At 71.3% G+C, this 22,549-nt stretch carries 19 protein-coding genes; 9 read left to right on the forward strand and 10 right to left on the reverse strand.

All coding sequences use genetic code 11. The features are described from left to right. Window positions 1-85: 85 nt before the first annotated feature. Window positions 86-1,087: a DUF6745 domain-containing protein gene (locus ACFYQ6_RS06085; protein WP_361573372.1), complete on the forward strand. Its 1,002-nt coding sequence runs from the start codon at window positions 86-88 to the stop codon at window positions 1,085-1,087. 94 nt (window positions 1,088-1,181) lie between these two features. Here the strand turns inward: ACFYQ6_RS06085 and ACFYQ6_RS06090 are convergent, their stop codons facing one another. Both ACFYQ6_RS06090 and ACFYQ6_RS06095 read right to left on the reverse strand, forming a co-directional pair. Beyond that, on the reverse strand, window positions 1,182-1,793 hold the full coding sequence (locus ACFYQ6_RS06090; RefSeq protein WP_361573370.1) for a TetR/AcrR family transcriptional regulator: 612 nt from the start codon (window positions 1,791-1,793) through the stop codon (window positions 1,182-1,184). A gap of 57 nt (window positions 1,794-1,850) precedes the next feature. After that, a complete protein-coding gene (locus tag ACFYQ6_RS06095; protein ID WP_361573446.1) occupies window positions 1,851-3,050 on the reverse strand; it encodes a Glu/Leu/Phe/Val dehydrogenase dimerization domain-containing protein in 1,200 nt (399 codons plus the stop codon). Window positions 3,051-3,304: 254 nt separating this feature from the next. On the opposite strand from ACFYQ6_RS06095, the gene ACFYQ6_RS06100 reads away from it, so the two are divergent. Next, on the forward strand, window positions 3,305-3,745 hold the full coding sequence (locus ACFYQ6_RS06100) for a PPOX class F420-dependent oxidoreductase (protein ID WP_361573368.1): 441 nt from the start codon (window positions 3,305-3,307) through the stop codon (window positions 3,743-3,745). Between the two features lie 123 nt (window positions 3,746-3,868). Beyond that, window positions 3,869-5,065 carry an MBL fold metallo-hydrolase gene (locus ACFYQ6_RS06105; RefSeq protein ID WP_361573366.1) on the forward strand — a complete coding sequence of 399 codons (1,197 nt, stop codon included), beginning with the start codon at window positions 3,869-3,871 and terminating at the stop codon, window positions 5,063-5,065. Between the two features lie 292 nt (window positions 5,066-5,357). Here ACFYQ6_RS06105 and ACFYQ6_RS06110 read toward each other — a convergent pair whose 3' ends face one another. From ACFYQ6_RS06110 to ACFYQ6_RS06130, 5 genes are all read right to left on the reverse strand, one after another. Next, window positions 5,358-6,254: an alpha/beta hydrolase gene (locus ACFYQ6_RS06110; RefSeq protein WP_361573364.1), complete on the reverse strand. Its 897-nt coding sequence runs from the start codon at window positions 6,252-6,254 to the stop codon at window positions 5,358-5,360. Window positions 6,255-6,588: 334 nt separating this feature from the next. Then, complete coding sequence (locus ACFYQ6_RS06115; RefSeq protein ID WP_388760997.1) at window positions 6,589-7,065, reverse strand: (2Fe-2S)-binding protein; 477 nt, start codon at window positions 7,063-7,065, stop codon at window positions 6,589-6,591. A gap of 15 nt (window positions 7,066-7,080) precedes the next feature. Continuing rightward, window positions 7,081-9,390 carry a molybdopterin cofactor-binding domain-containing protein gene (locus ACFYQ6_RS06120; RefSeq protein WP_361573360.1) on the reverse strand — a complete coding sequence of 770 codons (2,310 nt, stop codon included), beginning with the start codon at window positions 9,388-9,390 and terminating at the stop codon, window positions 7,081-7,083. Window positions 9,391-9,606: 216 nt separating this feature from the next. Beyond that, a complete protein-coding gene (locus tag ACFYQ6_RS06125) occupies window positions 9,607-10,830 on the reverse strand; it encodes an oxygenase MpaB family protein (RefSeq protein ID WP_361573358.1) in 1,224 nt (407 codons plus the stop codon). Window positions 10,831-10,977: 147 nt separating this feature from the next. Then, on the reverse strand, window positions 10,978-12,213 hold the full coding sequence (locus ACFYQ6_RS06130; RefSeq protein WP_388761001.1) for an oxygenase MpaB family protein: 1,236 nt from the start codon (window positions 12,211-12,213) through the stop codon (window positions 10,978-10,980). A gap of 451 nt (window positions 12,214-12,664) precedes the next feature. On the opposite strand from ACFYQ6_RS06130, the gene ACFYQ6_RS06135 reads away from it, so the two are divergent. Then, complete coding sequence (locus tag ACFYQ6_RS06135) at window positions 12,665-13,879, forward strand: GNAT family N-acetyltransferase (RefSeq protein WP_388761004.1); 1,215 nt, start codon at window positions 12,665-12,667, stop codon at window positions 13,877-13,879. Here ACFYQ6_RS06135 and ACFYQ6_RS06140 read toward each other — a convergent pair. Next, complete coding sequence (locus ACFYQ6_RS06140) at window positions 13,869-14,828, reverse strand: FAD-dependent oxidoreductase (protein WP_388761007.1); 960 nt, start codon at window positions 14,826-14,828, stop codon at window positions 13,869-13,871. The genes ACFYQ6_RS06135 and ACFYQ6_RS06140 overlap by 11 nt on opposite strands. A 251-nt stretch (window positions 14,829-15,079) precedes the next feature. Here ACFYQ6_RS06140 and ACFYQ6_RS06145 point away from each other — a divergent pair, with 251 nt between their 5' ends. Together ACFYQ6_RS06145 and ACFYQ6_RS06150 are read left to right on the forward strand one after the other, a co-directional pair. Then, on the forward strand, window positions 15,080-15,499 hold the full coding sequence (locus tag ACFYQ6_RS06145; RefSeq protein ID WP_361573348.1) for a hypothetical protein: 420 nt from the start codon (window positions 15,080-15,082) through the stop codon (window positions 15,497-15,499). Window positions 15,500-15,670: 171 nt separating this feature from the next. Then, window positions 15,671-16,750, forward strand: coding sequence for a hypothetical protein (locus ACFYQ6_RS06150; RefSeq protein WP_388761010.1), 1,080 nt, complete (start codon window positions 15,671-15,673; stop codon window positions 16,748-16,750). 156 nt (window positions 16,751-16,906) lie between these two features. On the opposite strand, the gene ACFYQ6_RS06155 is transcribed toward ACFYQ6_RS06150, so the two are convergent. Beyond that, window positions 16,907-17,956, reverse strand: a complete 1,050-nt coding sequence (locus ACFYQ6_RS06155; RefSeq protein WP_388761013.1) for a zinc-binding dehydrogenase — start codon at window positions 17,954-17,956, stop codon at window positions 16,907-16,909. Between the two features lie 91 nt (window positions 17,957-18,047). Between ACFYQ6_RS06155 and ACFYQ6_RS06160 the strand changes: the two genes are divergently transcribed. After that, window positions 18,048-18,605 carry a TetR family transcriptional regulator gene (locus tag ACFYQ6_RS06160; RefSeq protein WP_361573342.1) on the forward strand — a complete coding sequence of 186 codons (558 nt, stop codon included), beginning with the start codon at window positions 18,048-18,050 and terminating at the stop codon, window positions 18,603-18,605. Between the two features lie 3 nt (window positions 18,606-18,608). Here the strand turns inward: ACFYQ6_RS06160 and ACFYQ6_RS06165 are convergent, their stop codons facing one another. Next, entirely contained in the window at window positions 18,609-19,733 is a 1,125-nt protein-coding gene (locus ACFYQ6_RS06165; RefSeq protein WP_388761016.1) for a mannose-binding protein, read from the reverse strand. Window positions 19,734-20,277: 544 nt separating this feature from the next. Here ACFYQ6_RS06165 and ACFYQ6_RS06170 point away from each other — a divergent pair. Both ACFYQ6_RS06170 and ACFYQ6_RS06175 read left to right on the forward strand, forming a co-directional pair. Next, on the forward strand, window positions 20,278-21,078 hold the full coding sequence (locus tag ACFYQ6_RS06170) for a type VII secretion system-associated protein (RefSeq protein WP_361573444.1): 801 nt from the start codon (window positions 20,278-20,280) through the stop codon (window positions 21,076-21,078). After that, complete coding sequence (locus ACFYQ6_RS06175; protein WP_388761020.1) at window positions 21,075-22,412, forward strand: ricin-type beta-trefoil lectin domain protein; 1,338 nt, start codon at window positions 21,075-21,077, stop codon at window positions 22,410-22,412. Before ACFYQ6_RS06170 ends, ACFYQ6_RS06175 begins: the two co-directional genes overlap by 4 nt. Window positions 22,413-22,549: the final 137 nt, after the last annotated feature.

The raw sequence follows: 22,549 nt of genomic DNA on the forward strand, positions 1-22,549 counted from the left end.
CGCCCTCGCGACGGACCGGGGGAGGGCGCCCCAACGATGTGCGGTCAGGACACGGGGAACAGGGAACAGGGGACGGGGAATACCGATGCAGTACGTGAACACGTGGCGGGCAGTGGCGGCGGCGACCGGCAGGGCCGACCGGGGTGCGGCCGAGGACGGGGTGCGGCTCGCCTACCGCAGCGCGGGGCTCGACGAGCCGGAGCGCATCATCTGGGCGGACTCGCCGAAGGCGGCCGTCCGAGCGGTGGAGGCGCTCGCCGGCGCCGGGCGGTCGGTCCGCGAAGAAGTACGCACCCGTCCCTGGGCGGAGGAGCGGCGCCGGATGTACGACGAACTGGGCCCGGCCGGCTGGTCGTCCCTGTGGTCGGCGACGGGCGCCCAGCTGTGGGAGACCACGGCCGCTCTTGCCGAGCGGATACGGACGGGAGTCGTCGCCGAACTCGCCACCCGTCCCGAGGACGAGCCGGACGTGCGGTTGGTGCTGCTCGACGCGGTCCTGGGCCAGCACGACGCGGCCTGGCTCGCTGCCTTCGACGGACGGGGCGACCGGCTGACGGGTCTGGCCGAGGTCGCGAGGAACGCCGGCTGGTGGTGGCCGTACGAACACGCCGTGGTCATCAGCGAACGCCCCGTCGACCTCCACCGCGACGAGGCGGGACGGCTCGACCGCGGCGACGGCCCGGCACTGGCCTACTCCGACGGCTTCGCCCTGTACGCCTGGCGCGGTATGCCCGTCCCGGCCGAATTCCTGGACGGGCTGGCGAGTCTGACACCCGACCGGATCCGCGGCGAGGAGAACGCGGAGCTGCGCCGCGTCATGCTGGAGTACTACGGCTACGACCGCTACCTCGCCGAATCGGGGGCCGAGCCGGTGCACCGTGACGAGACGGGAATCCTCTGGCGCATCGCGATGGAGGGTGACGAGGACGTGGTGATGGTCGAGGTCGTCAACTCCACCCCGGAGCCGGACGGCACCCACCGCACCTACTGGCTGCGGGTGCCGCCCAGGACCAGGACGGCGAAGGAGGGGGTCGCATGGACCTTCGGGCTCGACGGAGAGGTCTACGCACCGGTGCTCCAGACCTGATCCGGCGGCCTGGCGATCCCGGCGGTGGCCGCTCAGGATGTCGGAAGCTCGTGGCAGTGGCGCTGGAGGGGCTGACGCTCCTGACAGTGGGCGCTCAGGCGGTCAGAACCTCGTGGTCGATGCCGAGTTCGCGCGCGAGTGCCTCTTCGGCCCACTGCAGCATGGTGGTCCGGGAGAGCGGGCCGGCGTACGACGTCATCTGGACCGCCAGACCGTCCAGGAGAGCGGTGAGCCGCCAGGCCACCGACATCGGGTCGTCGCAGTGGAACTCACCGCCCGCCGCGCCCTCCTCGATGACTTCGGCGAGCTCGGCCTTCCACTGCTGATCGAGATCACCGGCCACCTCGCGCAGCGCCGGATCATGCAGGGAGGACGCCCAGCCTTCGATCCACAGCCGCCACCCCTTCGCCTGCCCGGTCGGGGCGTACCAGCGCACGGCCGCCCGCAGCCGCCGTACGGCGCTCGTCCGGCGGGTCAGCAGCCTGCGCAGGTGGGCGAGATCCGCCTCGGCCGCGTAAGCGAACGCGGCGGCCACCAACTTCTCCTTCGAGGAGAAGTGATAGAGCACCAGTGCGTTGCTCACCCCGAGGACGGAGGCCACATCGGCGATCCGGACGGCGGCCACGCCCCGCACCTCGATCTGTTCGACGGCAGCGCGGAGGAGTTCCTCACGACGCTCCGCCACGCTCAGCCGTACTCTCGCCACGCGTTCACCCTAGCCAACGTCCGCCACCGGACCACGGGCCGCCCGTCCGCAAGGGGGTCAGCCGTACCAGCCGAACCGCTCCGCCATCACCGGCAGCCGCTCCTCGACGAGTGCGTGTGCGGCCGCCCGTGGCGTGCGGCCGTCCGCCTCCGCACGTTCGAGGACGCGGCTCACGAGGGCGCGCATCGCACGGCGGGTGTGTGCGAAGGCCTCCTCGGCATCGGCGCCGACGTCCCCGAACAGCGTCCACCACCACCAGGCGTTCGTGCCGGAGTTGACGACGACATCGGGCAGCACCGTGATTCCCCGCTCGGCGAGCAGCGCCTCCGCCTCGGGCAGTACGGGCATGTTTGCCGCTTCGACCACCCAGCGGGCCCTGACCGAAGCCTGGTTCGACGCGTCGACGGCGTAGGACACGGCGGCGGGGACGAGTATCTCGGCGTCGGCGGCCAGCCAGGCGTCGGCCGGCAGCTCCCTGTCCTCCTCCCGCAGCGCCGCGCGGTCCACCGTCCCGTACGCGTCCCGTGCGGCCAGCAGCGCTTCGACGTCCAGCCCCGCCGGGTTGGCGATCGTGCCCTTGGCGTCGGCGACCGCGACGACCGTCAGCCCCGCCCGGGAGAGGAAACGCGCCGTAGCCCCTCCCATGGTGCCGAGGCCCTGGAGCGAGACCCGGGCGTCGCCGTAGGCCGTGCCGGCCCGGTCCAGCGCCACGAGCGTCGATTCCGCCACTCCGCACCCGCCTACCAGCTCGTCCAGGCCGATCCCGTCCACCGTGAGGGCGAACGCGTCCGCCAGCCGTCCGCGTGCCGCCGCCTCGTCGTCCAGCAGTGGGTAGACCGCCTGGACCGTGGAGACCAGCCCCGCCTCCGCCGCCGCACGGTCGACCAGGTCCTGGCCGAGACCGAGATCCTCACCTGTCGTCCAGACGCTCTCCACGTACGGACGTACCGCCCGCAGAAAGCGCACGAGGATTCCGTACGCCTCCGGGGCGCGGGGGTCGCAGTCGATTCCGCCCTTCGCCCCGCCGAGCGGGATGTACCGGGCCCGGGTGTCATCGGCGTCGAAGTGCAACGCCTCTTTCATGCTCATGCCACGGGCCAGTCCTGTCACCTCGGCAAGGGTGCAGCCCTCCCGCATGCGCAGTCCGCCGCTCGACACGCCCCGTACGAGCCGGTCGACGACCAGATATCCCTTGGTGCCGGTGACGTGATCCGTCCAGGTCAGCGAGATCAGGGGGGCGGGGGAGGGGCTGGTCATCGAGCGGTTGGTCATCGGGCTGCGGGTCATCGGGCGGCCGGTCATGGGGCTGCGGGGCATCGGGCGGCTCCTGGATCTCCGGGATGTCGCGGGCGGGGGCACTGGGCGCGCGGGCGTGCTGAGTGTGCGGGCGTACTGAACAGCGGGTCAGTATCCGGATGCGGCGCCGGGCCTGTCAACGTGGCCTCGGCCGGATCCGCCGCCTTTCTGCCCGGGGGCGGAATCCTCCGGCGGGCACGGACGTTGGGGTTGGCATGACGGACTTCGAACCCGAGCGCGCGGCCCTGCTCCGGCTCCTCGGCGAGTGTGACGGCGGGGTGCTGGTCACACTCAAGCGCGACGGCAGGCCGCAACTGTCGAACGTGAACCATGCCTATTACCCCGACGAAGCGGTGATCCGTGTGTCCATCACCGAGGGCCGGGCCAAGACCCGCAACCTTCGTCGCGACCCTCGCGCGAGCTACCACGTGACCAGCGAGGACCGCTGGGCCTGGACCGTCGCCGACGCCACGGCCGAGCTGACCCCACCTGCCGCGGACCCGCACGACGCGACCGTCGAGCAGCTGATCACGCTCTACCGCGATGTCCGGGGCGAGCATCCCGACTGGGACGACTACCGGCGGGCGATGGTGCAGGACCGCAGGGTCGTGCTGACCCTGCGAATCGAGCATGTGTACGGGCAGCCGCGTGCCTGACGTCTCGATGCGCGACCGGGCGCTCCACGGCAGTGCGCGAGCGTCCTCCGTTCACCGCCGAGCCCTCGCTCGGCCGTGCCTCCCGGCCATAATGAGACGACACCGACTCCCTCAGGAGATGCCGTGACCGGCGCCGACAGCCAGCCCTCGCTCCGCACGCGACTCCGCTCCCTGCGTCCCGACGCCTTCGGGGCGGATCCCGCCGGCGCGCGGATGGAGCGGATCCGCCGATCGCCCAACTTCGCCGACGGAGTGTTCCAGAACCCGTCGGGTGCCCGGATCAGGCCGTCGGGGTCCATGATCGAATTCGCCAAGGGGTACTTCCGCAAGGAGGAACGCACCCGTAGAGCCCCGCTCGGCACGGTTCCGGTGCACGCGACGACGCTCGCAGACCTCTCCGCGCCGCCCGCGACAGGGCTGCGGCTGACCTGGATGGGTCACTCCAGCGTGCTCGCCGAGATCGACGGCAGCCGCGTGCTCTTCGACCCGGTCTGGGGCGAGCGCTGCTCCCCCTTCGCCTTCGCCGGGCCCAGAAGGCTCCACCCCGTCCCCCTGTCGATCGCCGCGCTCGGCCCCGTCGACGTCGTCGTGATCTCGCACGACCACTACGACCATCTGGACCTGCCCACGATCAAGAGTCTGGCGGGGACCGACACGGTCTTCGCGGTGCCGCTCGGCGTAGGTGCCCACCTGGAGCGCTGGGGCGTTCCCCTGGCCCGTATCCGCGAGCTCGACTGGAACGAGACCGCGCAGGTCGCGGGCATCAGCCTGACCGCGACACCGGCACGGCATTTCTGCGGGCGGGGGCTGCGCAACCAACAGCACACCCTTTGGGCGTCGTGGGTCGCCGCGGGCCCGGAGCACCGCGTCTACCACAGTGGGGACACCGGCTACTTCTCCGGCTTCCAGGACATCGGGGCCGAGCACGGCCCGTTCGACGCGACGATGATCCAGGTCGGCGCCTACTCCGAGTTCTGGCCCGACATCCACATGACGCCCGCCGAGGGCATGCGGGCGCATCTGGACCTTCAGGGCGGCCGCCCGCACGGCGCGCTGATGCCGATCCACTGGGGCACCTTCAATCTCGCCCCGCACCCGTGGTCCGAGCCCGGGGAGTGGATGAAGGACGCCGGTGACGAGGCGGGCCAGGCGGTGGCCTTCCCCCGTCCGGGTGAGCCGTTCGAACCGGCGGGCGAGCTGCCCACGGATCCGTGGTGGCGTGCGGTGTCCGCGCCGATCGCCCACCCCTGGCGTCGTCCTGAGGTGGCGGACGCGGCACCGGTGCACCGTGAGGAAGTGGACCTCGCGGGCGAGCGGTGACCGAGGGAGCGGGCGAGCGGGGACCGAGGGAGGGAGAAGGCCTTCGCGCAGCTCGACCGGGTACTGGTCGTCCGGCCCCTCCTACGACCTCTGGATGACGCGGCCACCACAGGCCGGGCGGGTCGCTCGCGAGCCGGTTCGACGTCGTCGTCCAGACGCGAGAGGTGACGCCGTCCCGGCCCCAGCCCTGGGAGGACCGCCCGGCCGAACCTTCGCAGACGCCGGTGGGAGCGGCCACGGGGACGCCACGCCGGGTCCGCCTCCATGGGCGAAGCGGGCGCCGGGCCACCCGTCATCCGGCGGGCAGCCGTTCCGGTCGCTCGGCGCGACGTGGGAGCGGACCGGACTCCTCTCCTCGCCGCGGCTCTTGTGTGCGGTCGGTCAGTGCCGCGGCGAGGAATTCCAGGGACGCGGAGGCCTCTGCTGACAGAGGCGTGTGATTGAAGTGGCCGTGCGGCATTCCGGTCGCCAGGTGTGTCCGCACGGGAACTCCCACGGAGTCGAGCTGCCGCTGCAGCAACTCCCCCGAGGGGCGCAGGTCGTCGTACTGCGAGAGCACGATGGCGGTGGCCGGCAGGCCGTCGAGCCGTGCGGCGCCCGGAAGCGCGAGTGCGGGAACGTCGGTGATCCGGCCGACGTAGTTGGCGACCATCGATTCGACCTCCTCCGGAGGGAACCGAAGGATCTCCGGCATCGCGTCCATCGCGCGGGCGGTTTCCTGGTCGAGTGCGGGGTTGGGGTGGTGCGCGAAGGGATAAGCCAGCAGCAGACGGTCGGCGGGCATGGAGCCGTCCCGTCCGCGGACGGCCGCGGCCAGTGCCAGGGCGGCTCCCGCGCTGGCACCACCCAGCGCGCGGGTGGTCAGCCCCGAGCGCGTGGCGACCGGGCCGAGCCACTCCCACGCCGCGTAGACGTCGTCGAGCGGTACCGGGAAGACGAGGCCGTCTCCCGCGAGCCGGTAGTCGACGGACACCACGAGGGCCGAGGCACGCGCCGCGAGTTCACCGCTCACACCGTGTGCTTCCGGCATGTCGATCGAGCCGTGGCGGAATCCTCCGCCGTGCATCCACAACAGCGCGGACGTGGGCCTGCCCGCAGGCCTGTAGACGCGGAGTGGAATCGTGCCGTGCGGCCCCTCGATGGAGTGGTCCTCGGTCGTCACCGAAGTAGGTATCGGCGCTTGCTTCACTCTGCCTCCGCAGCCATCGGACGAGTTGCGCATCGGGGCGTCGGCGGTCTGTGGCCGAACGGTCCGACGGGACGCACGTGCGCCGTCGCACGATTCAACACGGTCAGGACGCCGGGAATCCACCACGGGTTCCCAGGGAGGTCTCGGACCGGGCGCCGAGGGCGGCCGTCCCGCTTCCCGCGCGTCAACTCGTCGGCCGGGCCCGGGCGCAGGCCCCGGCACTCCTCCGCGCTTCAGCGCGCCGCCGAGGCCTCGGTGCAGGCCCCGGCCCGCGCCTCGCTCCGCCACACATGCCCACCCGGGCGCACGCGCCCGAGCCGCCGCCGGTTCCTCGTCACATGCGCGCGGCACCGGCCTTGATGGCCTCCCGGATCCGGACGTACGTACCGCATCGGCAGATGTTGCGGATGCCGTCGAGGTCGGTGTCGGTGATCTCGCGGCCTTCCTCCGCGGCTCGGCGTACGACGGCGACCGCCGCCATGATCTGGCCCGGCTGGCAGTAGCCGCACTGGGCCACGTCCAGGTCGAGCCACGCCTGCTGCATCGGGTGCAGCGCGGCGCCCACCGTGGCCGGCAGCCCCTCGATCGTCGTGACCTCGTCGGTCGGGTCGAGGTCGCCCACCGGGATCGCGCAAGGGTTGACCGCCCTGCCGTTCAGATGGCTCGTGCAGGCCTTGCAGACGTTGATGCCACAGCCGTACTTGGGGCCGGTGACGCCCAGGACGTCGCGCAGCACCCACAGCAGCCGGACGTCGTCCGCGATGTCGACGGTGACCTGCTCGCCGTTGAGGCGGAATGTGTGCTCGGGCACGTAGAGCTCCTCACATCAGAAGGCGTGGTCCAGGCCATCGGTCGGGGACTGGGGGACAGGCGGAACGACCGGCTTGGGTTCGAAGGAGAGTGTGCCGTGGTTGATGGGGAAGGTGGTGGGCATCGTGCCGGTCGCCCGGCCGTAGGCGCAGGCGACCGCGGCCATCGACGCGGCGACACCCAGCTCTCCGGCTCCGCCGGGCTTCCCGGTGGTGTCCGGCATGACGATGACGTCCAGCTCGGGCGGCGTGTTCCACTGCCGGGTGTAGAAGTAGTTGTCCCAGCTGGCTTCCAGGAAGTACCCGTCGCGCAGGTGCAGGCTGGAGGTCAGCGCGAGCGCGATCCCGTCCATGGCGCAGCCCGTCATCTGTGCCTTCAGACCGAGCGGGTTGACGGTGAGACCGGCGTCCACGGCGAGGACGACCTTGGTGACGCGTGGTCCCGCGACACCGTTGCGGATGGGCCGGCCGACGGTCTCAGGCCGGCAGTCGATCTCCACCAGAACCGCGCTGGCGGAGTGGTACTCGGAGTGGAGCGCGATGCCCTGTGCCGTGCCGGGCGGCATCGACCGGCCCCAGCTCCCGGCTTCGGCGACCTTCTCCAGGACCGCGATGCACCGGTCGTCCTCGAGGAAGTCGCGCCGGAACCGATAGGGGTCCTTCCCCATCTTCGACGCCAGACGGTCGATGACGAGCTCACGGGCGCAGGTGACGTCGGGGGAGTAGACGTTGCGCATGCTGCCCGTGTTGAAGCCCTTGTCGGTCTCGTTGAGGAGCCGGCTGTTGACACCGAAGTTGTACGGCATCGACTGGGAGAGCTGGAAGAACGTCTCGGAGAACCCGAGGTCGGCCACCGGCAGCTTCGCGGCCAGGGCGGTGAAGATCTCTCCGAACCCGTGGCTGAGGTCGGTGGCCACGCTGGTGTGCCGCTGCTTGTAGCTGAGGACGGTGTTCCCGGCGTAGGCGATGCGCACACGGGACGTGGCCATCGGATGCGTACGTCCCTGACGGGAGTCGTCGGCCCGGTGCCACATGAGTTTGACCGGTTTGCCGATCTTCGCGGAGATCTCCACGGCCTCCAGCGCGGCGTCGAAGAAGAGCTTGCGTCCGAAGGACCCGCCGCTCTCGGTGACATGCACCGTCACGGCTGTCAGCGGCAGTCCCAGCTCGGCGGCGATCGCCTCCTTCGCGACGATCGGCGCCTTGAGGCCGGACCAGATCTCGGCGCGATCGGACCGCACGTCGGCGATGGCGCAGTTGGTCTCCAGGGCACTGTTGCTGCGGAAGTGGAAGGTGAATCTGCCTTCCACGCTCGGGGTCAGCGGCGGAAGCCCCATCGGAGGTTCCGCGGCCTTCAGTTCCTGGAGCACGGTCTCGTCGGACTTGCCCTGCGCGGTGCCGGGTCCCCAGGACACCTTCAGGGCGCGTACGGCGTCGATGCACTGACCGAAGGTCCGGGCGCGTACGGCCACACCACTCTTGATGACGACGACGTCGGTGACGCCCGGCATCGCCCGCACTTCCGCGGCGTTGGCGACCGGTCCGACCTTCCCGTTGATCGTCGGCGGACGGCACACCATGGTCGGGAGGGCGTCCGGAACGGCGAGGTCCATCGCGAACTTCTTGCGTCCGGTGACCGCGTCGAGGGCGTCGATGCGGCGTTGCGGTGTACCGATGACGGTGAACTGCTCGGACGGCTTGAGTTCGGCGGTGACCTGCTGCGTCCGCACGGCCGCGGCCTTCTCGGCCAGCGCGCCGATGCCGATGCTCCGGCCCGCGGGGCCGATGACCACGCCGGCTCTGATGGTGACCTCGGTGAGGGCCGCACCGAACACCACCGCCGCGGCCTCGAGCAGCCGTCCGCGCGCGACGGCGGCCGCGACGCGGATGGGGGTGTACGTCGCGACGGTCGTGTTCGAACCGCCGGTGAGCTGGTTGAACACGAGCTCGGGACGCGCGTCGGCCAGGGTGACCCGCACCTTGTCGAGAGGCACGTCCATCTCCTCGGCGATCAGCATGGCCGTCGACGTGGTGATGCCCTGCCCCACCTCGGCCCGGGGCAACGCGAAGGACACCGTGCCGTCGGTGTTGACCCGGACGGTGATCAGACCCGAGGTCGGCAGAGCCGCCAAGGTCATGACGTCGTTGAGGTCGACGAGTTCCGTGATGTCGGCCGACGGCACGTCGGCTCGGGCCTCTTCGGCAGGCACGAGTTCGGCGGCAGTCACCAGGGTCGGTGCCGCCAGCACGAATCCCAGGAACCTGCGCCTGTCGAAGGCACGGCTCCCGTGCGGCGGTCGGGCCGCACGGTCATCACCGTTCACCATCGGTCTCCTCTCCCGTACGCCTCTTCGGCGTCGTGTCTCCGGGAGTCTGACGGAGGACCCGTCCCGGTGTCCTGCTTCGGCGCGATCTCATCGGTGGGTGCATGGCGCGGTGCGGCTCCGGCTGGGGTGGTGGACGGTGCTGCCAGGGACGGTCCAGGGTGCCGTCCCTGGCAGCGGCGGGGGCTGTGCAGGGGTGGTGAAGAGGTGAGGAGCGGCTCAGGACGGACGGTTGACGTCGGGGATGTCGATCGCGATGGGCCGGCCCTCGGCGAGGAAGAGCAGGACGAACTTGCGGAGGGCCTCCTCCAGCGTCCACAGGACCGCAGGGACCGCGGGCAGCGGCACCAGCCCTTCGCGGAAGGCCACCAGCAGCGGCCACGCGGTCGCTATGAGCTTTTCCAGCACCGGCTGCTTGGACAGGCCGATCATGTCGCCGACGTCGCCGCCGAGCGTGTACCGGGTGAAGGCGCTGATCAGGGGGCGCGTCAGACCGGCGTCGAGTTCGGCCACGATCCCGAGGAGGACGTTGGTCAGTGCCTCCCCCTCCTGACTGTGGGCGAGGATCGGGTCGAGGACCTGCTTGGACTGGGCGTTGGCGGCGTCCCAGGAGTTGGGGATGTACTCGTCGCTGACGCCGAGCATGTGCGCGCTCACCTGCCACACGTGCAGATACGCCTCCGAGTCGGCGGCGTTGACCCGGACACCCCACTCCTTCATCCTGCGCATGACAAACGTGGCCAGGCTGTGCCAGGTGACCATGATGTCGGCCTGGCTGATCGGGATCTTCTGGCCGCCGCTGGTCCGGGACCAGCCCGGCGACTGCGGGAGCAGATGGCGTACCGCCGCGTGCACCATGCGTGTCTTCACGGCGGTCACGATCATCGAGCCCTGCGGCAGGTAGGCGTCCAGATCCCCGATGTCGTAGCCGAGCCGCGCGGTCTTCGCGATGCGGTCCTTCATGTCCGCGCCGCCCTTGGAGTAGTAGACGGCGCGCGCCTCCCTGGGGATGGCGGTGCTCATCAGGCCGCTGCCGAGACCGTACAGAGCCCCGACGTAGATGCCCTTGGTCTTGCTGAACTGGGCGGCGCGGTCGAGTTTGCCCTTGTCCGCCCAGGCCGGCATCTGCCGGGCGTGCTCCATGAACTCCTTGAGGTCTGCCGGGAGGCCGTCGGGCAGTGCCTGGTCGTTGCGGGTCCACCGCTTCAGCAGGGTGTTGACCCTGGGTACGTCACCGCGGTCGATCACGGAGGCGAGCACCGGGTCCGCTTCCTCGTCCCACACCCATTCGGGGTCCACGCCCGCCCCCGCCCCGGCCACCGACCCGCTGGGCGACCAGGTCCACAGCGACCGGGCACTCGCGGGGGAGGCTGCCGCCAGCGCCCCGGCGGCTCCCAGGGCCCCGCCTGTCATCAACATCTTGCGCCTGCTGAACGCGTCCATCTTTCCGGGCTCCTTCGTGAGTTCTGATCGGTGAACACCGCGGTCCGGCGGACCGGAGACGCACGGCCGGCTACCGCAGTCGGCGGGACCGGAGACGCACGGCCGGCTGCTGACGGCGTGGCGCCGCCCCGCACGCCGCGGGTGACCTCAGCGGGATGCGGGGCGGTTGGTGTCGGGGATCTCGATCCGGGTGCCCCGGCCCTTGGTGAGGTAGAAGAGGATGTACTGACGCGCCGCCTCGTCGATCGTCCAGGCGAGCGGCGGCACGAGCGGCAGGGGGATCAGCTTCTCCCGGAAGGCGATCAGCTTCGGCCAGACGGTGGCGATCACCTTTCCCCAGAACGCTTCCTCGGGGATCCCGTCCATGTCGGCGACCCGGTCACCGACGAGGAACCGGGCCAGTGCGTCGACGAGCGGGCGGTCGATCCCGCCGGGGCTCGTCTGCTCGGCGAGCTGGCCCAGCAGGATGTCGGTCAGCTCGACTCCCTCCTTGGTGGAGGCGAGGACCGGATCGAGAACCTGCTCGGACTGGGAGCTGGCCGCCTCCCACGTGGCGGGGATGTACTCGTCGCGGACGCCGAGCATGTGGGCGGTCACCTGCCACACGTGAAGATAGGCCGCCGAGTCGGCCGCGGTGATCGGGACCTTCCACTCGACCAGCTTCTGCATCGCGTAGGTGGCCAGGCTGTGCCAGGTGACCATGATGTCGGCCTGGCTGATCGGGATCTTCTGGCCGTCGCCCGTCCGGGTCCACCCCGGGGACTGCGGCAGCAGGTGACGGACCGCGGCGTGCACCATCCGGGTCTTCACGGCGTGGACGATGACGTCGCCGTCCGGTCGGTAGGCGTTCAGGTCGCCGATGGCGAAGCCCAGGAGGCTCGTCTTGGCGACGCGGTCCTCCATGTCCGCGCCGCCCTTGGAGTAGTAGACGGACCGCGCCTCCCTGGGAATGGCGGTGCTCAGCATCCCGCCGCCCACTCCGTTGAGCAGATTGAGGTAGAAGCCCCGGGACTTGTTGAACTCGGCCGCGGTCTCCAGCTTGTCCCGGTCGGCCCAGGAAGGCAGTTGCCGGGCCTTCTCCATGAACTCGCGCACGTCCTGCGGGAGTCCGGCCGGAAGTGCCTGGTCGTTGCGGGTCCAGGCGCGCAACAGCTCGTTGACCTTCGGCACATCCCCGCGGTCGATCACCGAGGCCATCAGCCGGTCGACCTCGTCGTCCCACACCCATTCCGGGTCGAGACCCTCTCCCGTGCCTGCCACCGATGCGCTCGGCGCCCAGGTCCACAGGGGCCGTGCACCGGCCGGCGATGCGGCGGCCAACGCGCCGACGGCCCCTAAGGCCCCTCCCGCCAGCAGCATCTTGCGCCTACTGAGTCCATCCATAGCCCGGAACTCCTCCTCGAGTCCTTCAGCCCTGCGGCTGTTCGGCGGTACAATGAAACAAAGTGAGCCTCTCTGTGTCACCAGATGAGCACAAGGCGGGTGCGGAACGCCAGAGCTTTTTCAAAAATTCAGGTGCCGCGGTGCAACCGGCCCGGCCGGACCCGCGGTGCAACCGGCCCGGCCGGCACCGCGGGGCGCCGGCACCCGCGGGGGTGCACCCCGGACGACGCGGACCGTCGGTCCGCTGCTCCTCGGCCGTGCAACGGCGTCGCCCAGCGTGAACCGGGCGCCCGCGGCGCTCGTGCGCACGGTGGGTGAACCCGCCAACTGCTACTGGCGCAAGGGGGTTTCGCACCCGCATCATGTGGCGACGGCCGCCGTCTCCGCCCGGCGCCACAGGGCGTGTCAGGCACCCGGGCCGGTCACGGCTGAACCTTCGGGACGGAGTGCCATGGCGGTTGTGTCCATCAGGCCCGCGACTGCTGACGATCTGCCGCGCCTGCGCACACTGCCGGCCGACTGCATGCCGGCCGCCCCGGTTCCTTCCGCGTTGCTGTCACAGGCCGTGGCGCGCGGACTGGTGCATGTGGCCGAGGCCGAGGGTGCCCTCGTGGGCTGCGTGGCCGCCGAGGCACCCTCGGCCGGCCATGTGCGGTTGTTCGCGGTGGCGGTCCGTTCCGGGATGCGCCGCCAAGGCATCGCGTCCCGGTTGCTGGGGGCCATGCTGGAGGGAATTCCGAGCAGTCCCACCGAGCGGCCGATGATCTCGGCGGCAGTGGGGGTCACGGAGCTGGAGGCGGGCGGTTTCCTGCTGGCCAACGGCTTCATCGGCACACGGATGCTCACGACGGGAGCGGACGCCGAGCCGCAGATCCACTACCAGTACACGTTACGGGGCGAATACATCGACCCGGATGCCCGGCACCTGGTTCCCGTGGTCGCCCTGGACCAGCTGGTGGACTCCCTCTCGGCCCCCGACCAGGCCGTGACCGCGTTGGTCACGCTCGCCGGTGAACCCGCCTTCGAGATAGCCCGGTTCGAACGAGGAGACCCCGCGTCGCTCCAGTCCGGTGAGGCCGCAGCCGGTATCGCCTTCTCGGGGTCCCTGCTGGCTGCCATCACGTTCATCCTCGGTTTCGCGCTCACCTCGAGCCGCTTCCCCGACGATGTGCGGCTGCTCCTCATCGGCGCGACGTCCAGCACGCTGCTCTCCCTGATCATCTACGCGAGCGCCTCCGGAGAGCTGGCCCGCATTCGCGCCAACTCGTTCGGGAAGATCATGAAGTGGGGCAATGTGCTGTCCGAGTACGGGGGAGTGCTGCCGTTCCTGATCTGTCTTCCCGTCACCTACGCCCAGGTCAGCGGAAACCCCTGGACGACCATGGTGCTGGCCGTCGCGCTCGGCGTCGCGATCCTCGGCTACGAGCGATCGGAGTTCTCCATCGCCCGGCGCTTCCGGCACAACAGGATCGAGGCCGCGTTGATGGTGCTGACCGCCGCCTCCCCGGCCGCGGGAGCCGCCGTCGTGGCCGCCGGGACCGTCACCTGGCCCTGGACCGCCGCCCTGGCCGCCACGCTGGCGGCCCGTACGTGGCTGTACCTCGTACGTCAGGGCGCGGAGGCGGGAATCGCCGAGCACCGGCGGCAGTGGCAGATCAGGGCGTGAGTCCCAGGGCGCGCCGTACGTGTTCCGCCGCCTCACGCGCGCACCCCCAGGAGACGGTGAGCCCGGCGCCGCCGTGTCCGTAGTTGTGTACTACAGCCGTGTCGCCGTACGGCTCCGTCTCCAGCCTGATGCGGGGGCGTGCCGGGCGTAGGCCGACCCGGTGCTCGATCACCCGGGCGCCCGCCAGCAGCGGTTCGACAGCGGCACAGCGAGCGAGGATCTGCCGCGCCGCCTCCTGGTCGGGCTCCAGATCCCACGTGCCCGGCTCCGCGGTGCCTCCCAGCACGACGGTGTCCCCGTGCGGATACACGTAGGTGAGAGGGGCGCCGGGGGTGTCGTCGCAGAAGAACGACTCGATGCCCGGGTTCTCGACGACGACGAGCTGACCTCGCACCGCGTCGACGAGCGGATCGGCCACCAGGGACCGCGCTCCCGCGCCCGTGCAGTTGACCACCACCCGGGCCGCGCCGTCCACGCTGTCGTTGATGGTGGCGTACCGGTGCTGACGCAGATGCCCGCCGGCCCGTAGGAGCCGCCGGAGAAGGTGGTCGAGGAAGCGGGGCATGTCGACGAGGGGCGCCTGATAGCGCCACCCGGTGACGTAGCCGCGCCGGAGGTCGCCGGGCAGGCACGGGCGGGCGCCGACCACGGTTGTCCAGGACGGGAGTTCGCGTGGATACCGGGACTGCTGCGTCCCTTCCACGAGACGGACGCCGCTCCCGGTCTCGGCACTCAGCTCGCGCAGCACCGACAGGGTGACCCGGCTCCAGCGGTCGACCTGGTCGGCCGGTTCCACCAGGTACGGGTCCCACATGGCGCCGGCGGCAGCGGACGTCGTGGCGTCCGGCCGCCGGTCGCTGACGACCTCGACGTCCACTCCGGCCTCCGCGAGGCAGACGGCGGTGGTGAGTCCGATCACGCCGGCACCGATCACCCTCACACGGTCCACGCTGCTGTTCCTTTCGCCCGAGGACGCTTCTCACGCATGGTCTCCCCAGGATGTCACCGCCCGAAGAGGTGCCGCGTCCGTGACGCACTCACATCCCCCTCGCGGCCTGGGCTGTTGCGGCAGGGCGCAAGAGCCTGGGAAGCCGCACCCGAACCGGGGACGCTGGAGGGGCAACCGGATGTACGGGCGATCGGAAGCCCGTGGATTCCGCACCGGTTGCTCCGGCATCGGAGCCCAGGGGAGACGGGGACATGAGGAAGACGACGCAGCGGCTGACAGCGGTCGCGGGCGGGCTGGCCATGGCGGCCGGAGCGCTCACGGTGGGGGCCGCGTCGCCGGCGGCAGCCGCGACCTGTTACGGGGGCGCGGTCAGCAAGACGTTCAGCATGGGAACGGACCAGGCCGAGCACCGTTTCGGCCCGTACACCACCACGTCCCGGTGCAGCGACATCAACCTGAAGTTCACCAGTTGGGGCAACGCCGACCCGCTGTACGTCCGGGTGTGCTTCCATCCGTCATCCGGTGGCACGAGCTGCAACTCCTGGAAGGAGTTCCACTCGGGCGACCTGAACGAGTGGCGAGTGATCGCCGACGACGTCAAGGACGGCACGAGGTACAGCGTCTCCATGGACTTCGCCAGCAACACGTTCAAGGGCCTGCTCGCTCACTGAACCCGGAAGCGAGCGGTCCACCTCGTGACGGCGGTCCACCTCGTGACGGCGGTCCGGCCCGCAACGGCGGTCCGGCCCCAGGAGCCTGCTCCGAGCCGATGCCTCACACGCATCGGCTCGCGCGGCGTCGCGGGGGCGGACGGATCCCGTGCCGTCTGCCATCCTGGGCGGATGTTACGACGGAGGCTGCGCGCGTGGCAGGACCGGCGAGCACGCCACGACCGGAGCATCGCGGTCCAACTGAACAAGTTCTACGACTCGCTCACTCCGCAGGAGCGGTCCTCGGCCGAGGACGTCGCCCTGAAGTACGGCCGCGCGCTCCACCCCGAGTACCAGCTGCTCCTCCACCGGCCCGCTGCGGCCTCCCTCCATCATGTCGGGTTGTTCGCGGAACCAGGGAGCTTCACCCACGTCACCCGGCGCACGGTGTTCGTCGTGGACACTCTGCTCCTGTCCGACCACGGCATCGGAGCGATGCATCAGCTCGGTACGTGCTCGCGAGACGTCTCGTTCAGCTCGCTGCCGGGGGAGATGCCCTACGAGGCCACCCTCACCCACCGGTACGGGATGGTGACGAAAGACCTCACCGAGCTGGGCCGATGGCTCCTGGACGCCGAGCCCCTGCTGCGCGCCGGACTGGCCTGGTACGGGCCGGTCTTCGCGAGGGGTAAGTCGGGGGAGAACCGCGAACCACCCGGCCCGCTGTCCTCCTTCGAGGACCTGACCGTCGACCACGTGATGCGGCACGGCCGAGCCGTGGACCTGGTGGAGGTCAAACCGCTCGCCGGGCGGGTGGTCCGGCCGATAGTCGAGACGGACCTTCCCTTCCTCGACGGTCTCAGCCCCGGCGCCCTCGCCCGGGCCCTCGGCGAGGAATCCGACGTCCGCGCCCGCTACCGCGACCTCGTGCGCTCGGACCTCCTCGAACTCGACGGCGCGCTGGAAGCGGTCCACTCCCAGGCAGCCCTGGAACGCATCGCGCGCTCCGTCCGTGGCCATCTCGGCGCCGCCGCCGCCGAGATGGCCGGCGCGACCCGGTCCGGAGCCCTCGCCCGTGCCGGTGGGGTGCCGAATTCCGTGCGTGCCGTCCTGGTCGCTGTCCGCCCCGATGCCCTGCAAAGCGCGCTCACCGTCGGTGCGAGGCGCGCGGCCGGAGGGGCCGGCCTGTGGCCTGCCGTCCATGCGTTCGCCGAAACCGAGCACCGGGCTCCGCGGGGTGGCTGGCACTACGTGTGGGTCCTGCGGAAGTAGGCGCGGTCCATCCACCGGCCCCGCCGCGGCGGCCGAGGCGAGAGGCCACAGGACCGGCCGGCCGGGTTCACCGAGGTGGCCTCACGGCCCCGCACGCATGAGTCCGGATTCACCGAGGTGCCCTCACAGCCCCCGGAAACATGAGGTCGGGGCGGTCTACGGGTGCAGCACGATCTTTCCGACGTGCTTCCTGCGGGCCAGCTCCTCCTGCGCACGAGCGGCCTGGTCCAAGGGAAAGGCCGCGGCCACGACGGGCTGGACAGCGGCCCGGCGTGCCAGGTCCATCAGGAGCCCGAAGTGCGTGGGCGTGTGCATCGAGGAGCCGATCAGACGCGTGTTGTGCAGGTAGAGCCTGCGCACGTCGAAGGTCACGTCGTAACCGCCGAGCGCGCCGGCGACGACCCACCGGCCGCCTTCACGCAGCAGGGCCAGCCCCTCGCCCACCAGGTCCCCCGCGACCACGTCGAGGGCGACGTCGATGCCCTCCGGGGCGGCGGCGCGGATCTGCTCGACGACGTCCCGCGCGCGGTCGAACACCTCGTGAGCGCCCGCCTCGCGCACGGCCTGCACCTTGGAGCCGCTGCTGACGGCGAGTACCCTCGCCCCGCGTGCGCGGGCGATCTGCACCAGCGCCAGGCCGACTCCGCCGGACGCTCCCGACACCAGGACGGTCTCCCCCTCCCGCAGCAGGCCCCGCTCGATCATGCCCAGCGCCGTGCCGTACGCGGTCGGCAGGGCCGCGAGCTGGTCGTCGGTGAGGGGGGACTCCGTCACGTCGTGCACGCGCACCGCCGGAGCGGTCACGTACTCGGCGTAACCGCCGTCGCGTTCGCTCCCCATGAGACCCACCGGGTTCGCGTCCGGCCCCTCGGCGTCGTACGTCGCCGGGTCGACGACGACGCGGCGGCCGACGAGGCCCTCGTCCACGCCGGAGCCGACCGCAGCGACCCGGCCGGCCACGTCGGCGCCCTGGATGCGGGGGAAGGTGACCGGGCCGCGCCAGCCCGACAGCGCGTTCGGGTCACCGGGACTGCCGTACGCGCCCTCCCGGGTCCACAGGTCGGTGTTGTTGAGCGCTACGGCGCCGACCCGGACGAGTAGCTCCCCGGCCTGCGGGGCGGGCACCGCCACCTCCACCACTTCGAGAACCTCCGGCCCTCCGTGCCGTGCGATGCGCACTGCGCGCATGGTCTCGGGGACACCCATCTCCAGAACCTCCCTTGGGTATACTGATCTGTGAACTTCATCCACCGTACACCGATCAGTGAAGGAGCGTCCCGTGCGGGAGGAGCGGCTCATGACACCGGCCGGCCGTCGCATCGCGGCGGCGGCCGAGGAACTGTTCTACGACCGGGGGATCACGGCGGTCGGCGTGGATCTGATCGCCGAGCACTCGGGCGTGACCAAGCGGACCCTCTACAACCAGTTCGGTTCGAAGGACCACCTCGTCGCCGTCTACCTCGGGCGACGTGACGAGCGGTGGCGGTCACTCGTCCTCGGCGCCGTCGACGCCTGTGAAGGCCCGGTCGAGGCAGTCACCGCTCCCTTCGACGCCCTGCGGACCTGGACCGGGACCAACACGCGTGGATGCGCGTTCATCAACGCGCTGGCCGAACTCCCGGACCCCGCGCACCCCGCGCACCACATCGCCGCGAGCCAGAAGCGCTGGCTGCTGAACCTGTTCACGGAGCTCGCCACCGCGGCGGGGTGCTCGGGGCCCGCGGTCCTCGGCGCGCAGCTCCTCGTGGTGCACGAGGGCGCTCTTGCCACGCAGCCGCTCGCGCTGGGCACCCTCGCGGCGAGCATCGATCTGGCGCACGCCCTCGTTCGTGCCGCCGCGCCGGCCGGTGAGTAGGCCTCAGGTCGACCAGAGGACCGCGCCGTTGTCCACGATGACCACCTTAGCGTCGGCCCGCAGTACCATCTGGGCGCCCGGGTGGTCGTGGGTCCGGGAAGCCCAGATGGCGCGGTCGTCGCCGTTGTGGATGACGAGGTTGCCGTCCGGCTGGAAGATCGCCCGGTGGTTCTGCCCGAAGGTCATGGCCGCCCAGATCGGCTTGCCCTGCTCGTTGAGGACGACGAGGTTGCCGTCGGGCTGCATGACCATGCGGATGCGGTTGGTCGTCCAGGCCTGATTGACCTGCAGGACGCTCGGCGCCGAGACGGTCGCGGTACCCCAGACGGGCTTCGGAGAGGCCTTGGGCGCAGGGGGCCGGGGCGAGGTCTTCGCGGCCGGGCTGCTCGTCCTGGGCGCAGGCGCGGGCACGATGGGCTTGGGGGCGACTGCCTTCGGGACCGGGCTCTCCTTCGGCTTCGCCTTGGTCGGGGAAGCGCTGGGCTTCACGGTCACGAAGTCGTCGAGGGCGGCGGGCGGGGCGTCCGCGTTCAGCACCGTGTCGGAACCCGCCGCGGTACCACCTCCGGTGTCGCGGGGTTCCTCGTCCTTCGCGCCGATGAGCAGCAACGGTATGGCTATGAGGGCGGTACCGACGATCGCCGCCGCTGCCAGGACGGGCTTGCGAGGGCGTCCTCCGTCGACGCCGGTGGTCGTCCTGGCGGCCGGAGGGGTCGCCACGGCGGCCGTCGCCTGGGTGGCGCCCTCCTCGGAAGCTTTCGCCGCGCCCTCCGCGGGCGCCTCGGACGTCCCCGCGGCGGAGGATGCGGTGGCCGCGGGCGTGGTCGCGAGGGCCGGGGCGGCGGCGGGCGCGGAGGCCGGCGTGGTGGCGGTGGGCTCGGGCTCCTCCTCGCTCGTTCCGGCCTTCCCGGACCCCCGGGCCCTCTCGGTTTTCTTCGGCCGCCCGGAAGCCCCGGTCTCCCCGGGCGCTTCGGGGGCGGTGGTGCCGGACTTCGGCCCGGCGCCCGCCGCCGTGCTCGCCGTCTGCTCGTCCGGTTCGGCGGGCGCGGGTGGAGGTCCGGCCTCCCCTGTGCGGGCCGTGTTCGTCGCCGCCGCGTTCGCGCCGGGGGGCTGGTGCTGGGGGGACATGCGGTACTCCTCCTCGGTGGCGGAGCTGTCGGCGGGCGCTGACCCGTCCGGTGGCATCCGGGGTCCGGGTGAACGCCCGGTGGACTGGCGTGTGTCGGTCGATGGAACGTCGAGGAGAACCGGCGCGGGCCCGCTCCTCGTCGTCGGCTTCCCCGTGACCCGGTGCGGTGGCGGCCGCAGGCCGGCCGGGAACCGTCCGAGCCGCGCGCGTCTCCCGGACGGCCTCGATCCGGACGTCCGGCCGGAGGGCGCGAAACGTCGAAGTAGCCGATGGCGTGACCAACTTAGCCCGTCGTACGGCCGCCGGTCGCGCCTCCCCGTCGCGACCGGGCGCAGCTTTGTCCCCGGACGCCTCACTGCTCCCGGAAAGTTCCTCGTTCGGGCAGAGAACGGGCACGTGGATGCCCGATACGGATCTTCCCCGGCCGTCTACGGGCAGGGCCCGTGTGGCATCCTGTTGGCATCCCGATCTGATCAAGTGTCGATGCGTATGTACGATGTTCGGCACCCACGCATTCGTACGGAACCAAGAGCTCAGGTGGAGATGCGGCCCGGAGAACGGCATGCGGCCCGGCACGGCGCCTCGGCCGTGGCGCCCCATGGCTCCGGCCCCGCCGTCGCCCCCTCCCCATCGGCCGAAGCCGACGCCGACACGTCCGGAATACCCGAGGCCGTGCGGGCCGCCGCCCGCCAGGCTCCAGGGCACTGGATCGGAGTGGTGGATCCGGAGTGGACCGATGAGCGGACGCCGCCGGAGTGGGCGGTGCTGGGGGAGTGGCAGTCGGACGAGAGCGGTGAAGTAGGGGAGTACCGCGCCAATCCCGCGTACCGGCCCTCCGCGCGTGTACTCGGCTGGCCGGAGCCCACGGACCCGGTGGACGCGGCGGCGCAGCGAGCCGCCACGGGTTACGGTTCCGCCGAAGAGGCGATCGCCGCGCTCGCGGAGGCGGACATCACCGTGATGCGCGGGCCGGACGGCGGGCCGCTCACGGCCGCCGGACGGGACGGGGCGCCGGTGATCCTCCTGTTCACCTCATCCGCACACGAGTTCATGTCCGCGGAACTTCACCATGACAGGGTCTCCGCAAGGGACCTGGCCCGCTCCTCGAACGGGCCCGGCACCCTGCTGCTGGTCAACGGCGGGGCCGCGGCTCCGCTGCTCGTCCCCGCTGACAGCCTTGCCGGTCCCGTGAGCGGCGACGGGACGCCGTCCGGCGCGGGCGAGGACCCCGTCCCTCCCTCCGGTGCGGCGGAACGTACCGGAGGCCCGGCCGAGGCTCCCTCCGGGGACCGGGCCGACAGCTCAGCTTCACCCTGGCCCCACACCACAGGGAGGACCCCGTGACGCGTTCGACCCAGCAACACCCTGTCTCCCCCGAGGCTCGCGCGGAGTCCGGTTCCGAGGGCGGGACGGCGGGCGCGCCCAACTCGCCTGCAGTGTCCTCCTCGCACACCGAAGCCGCCGAAGCCTCCGAAAGCGCCGCACCCACGAAGGGCGTCGAGCCGGAGGAGCCCGCGGTCGCATCGGAGCCCGCGAAGTCCGAGGTGCCGGCCACGACGTCCGAGCCCGCGAAGTCCCCGGAGCCGGCCACGATGTCGGAGCCCGCGAAGTCCCCGGAGCCGACGACGGCGCCAGAGCCCGCGAAGTCGACGTCCGAACCCGCATCTGCCACAGCCGCGGCCTCCGAACCCGTAGCTGCCGGCACATCGAAGGCCGAGGGTGCGGCGGCCACACCCGCGGCCCCCGCCACCGGGCCCTCCTCCGGCACGCGGCCGGAGGCCGAGACCGACTCCGGTGCCGACCCGGGCGCCGCCGCCGCGGCCCAGAGCCGGCTGCCCGCGCTCGTACGGACCATGACGGCCACCGCGATCGGCCGGCCGCAGCAGGCCGCCCCGGTAGGACGTCCGGGCAAGGCGGTGCTGGCCGGTGCGGCGGTCGCCGGGGCGCTCCTCGTGTCGGTGCCGTTCCTCATGCTCGCGGGGAACGACGACAAGGGCCCTGAGCGGCCGTCGGCTCTGGCGGCCGGAACCGTGCTCGACGGCAGTGGGCAGGAGGCCCCCGGCGAGTTCGCCGTCACGACGCCCGAAACCAGCTCCGCGGCCGATCCGGACAAGGGCGCCGAGAAGCCTGACGAGCCGGAGAAGCAACTTCCCGCTCCCGCACCAGCGAAGAGCACGGACAAGGCCACGCCGAAGAAGGACGCCGAGCAGAAAAAGCCGGAGCGCAAGAGCACCGACAAGGATTCGGGCACCAGGAAGTCACAGCCCGCGCCCGCCGCTCCGGCCGTCACCCTCAGCTCCCCGGTCTCCCTGCGCAGCCATCTCTCGGGCCGCTGCATCGACGTACCGGACCACGACTTCAGCGACGGCAAGGCGCTGCACGTATGGGACTGCAACAACGCCCCCGCGCAGAAATGGCAGTTCGCGTCCGACGGCACCATCCGAATCAAGGACAAGTGCCTGGACGTGGCCAACGCCAACTTCAGCGACGGCACCGTCATCCAGATCGCCTGGTGCAACGGCAACGCCGCCCAGAAGTTCGCCCTGAACGGTGCGCATGACCTGGTCAACACCGTCGTCGGCATGTGCGTCGACATCGCGGGCGCCAACCGCAACAACGGCGCAGCCCTGCAGCTGCTGAAGTGCTCGGGCAACCCCGCCCAGAAGTGGAGCACCTGACGGCGTCCCTCACACCGGGAGTACCTCTCCCGGAACCCGCACGCTCCGGGGGCGAGGCATGATGGCACCGTCGGCTCTCCGACACACGTCCCCGGCCGAAAAGGGGCGTCCGCAGAAGACGCCGCCGTAGCAAGGAG

Origin of the sequence: Streptomyces sp. NPDC005494 (assembly GCF_042872025.1) — a bacterium.
Taxonomy (GTDB): domain Bacteria; phylum Actinomycetota; class Actinomycetes; order Streptomycetales; family Streptomycetaceae; genus Streptomyces.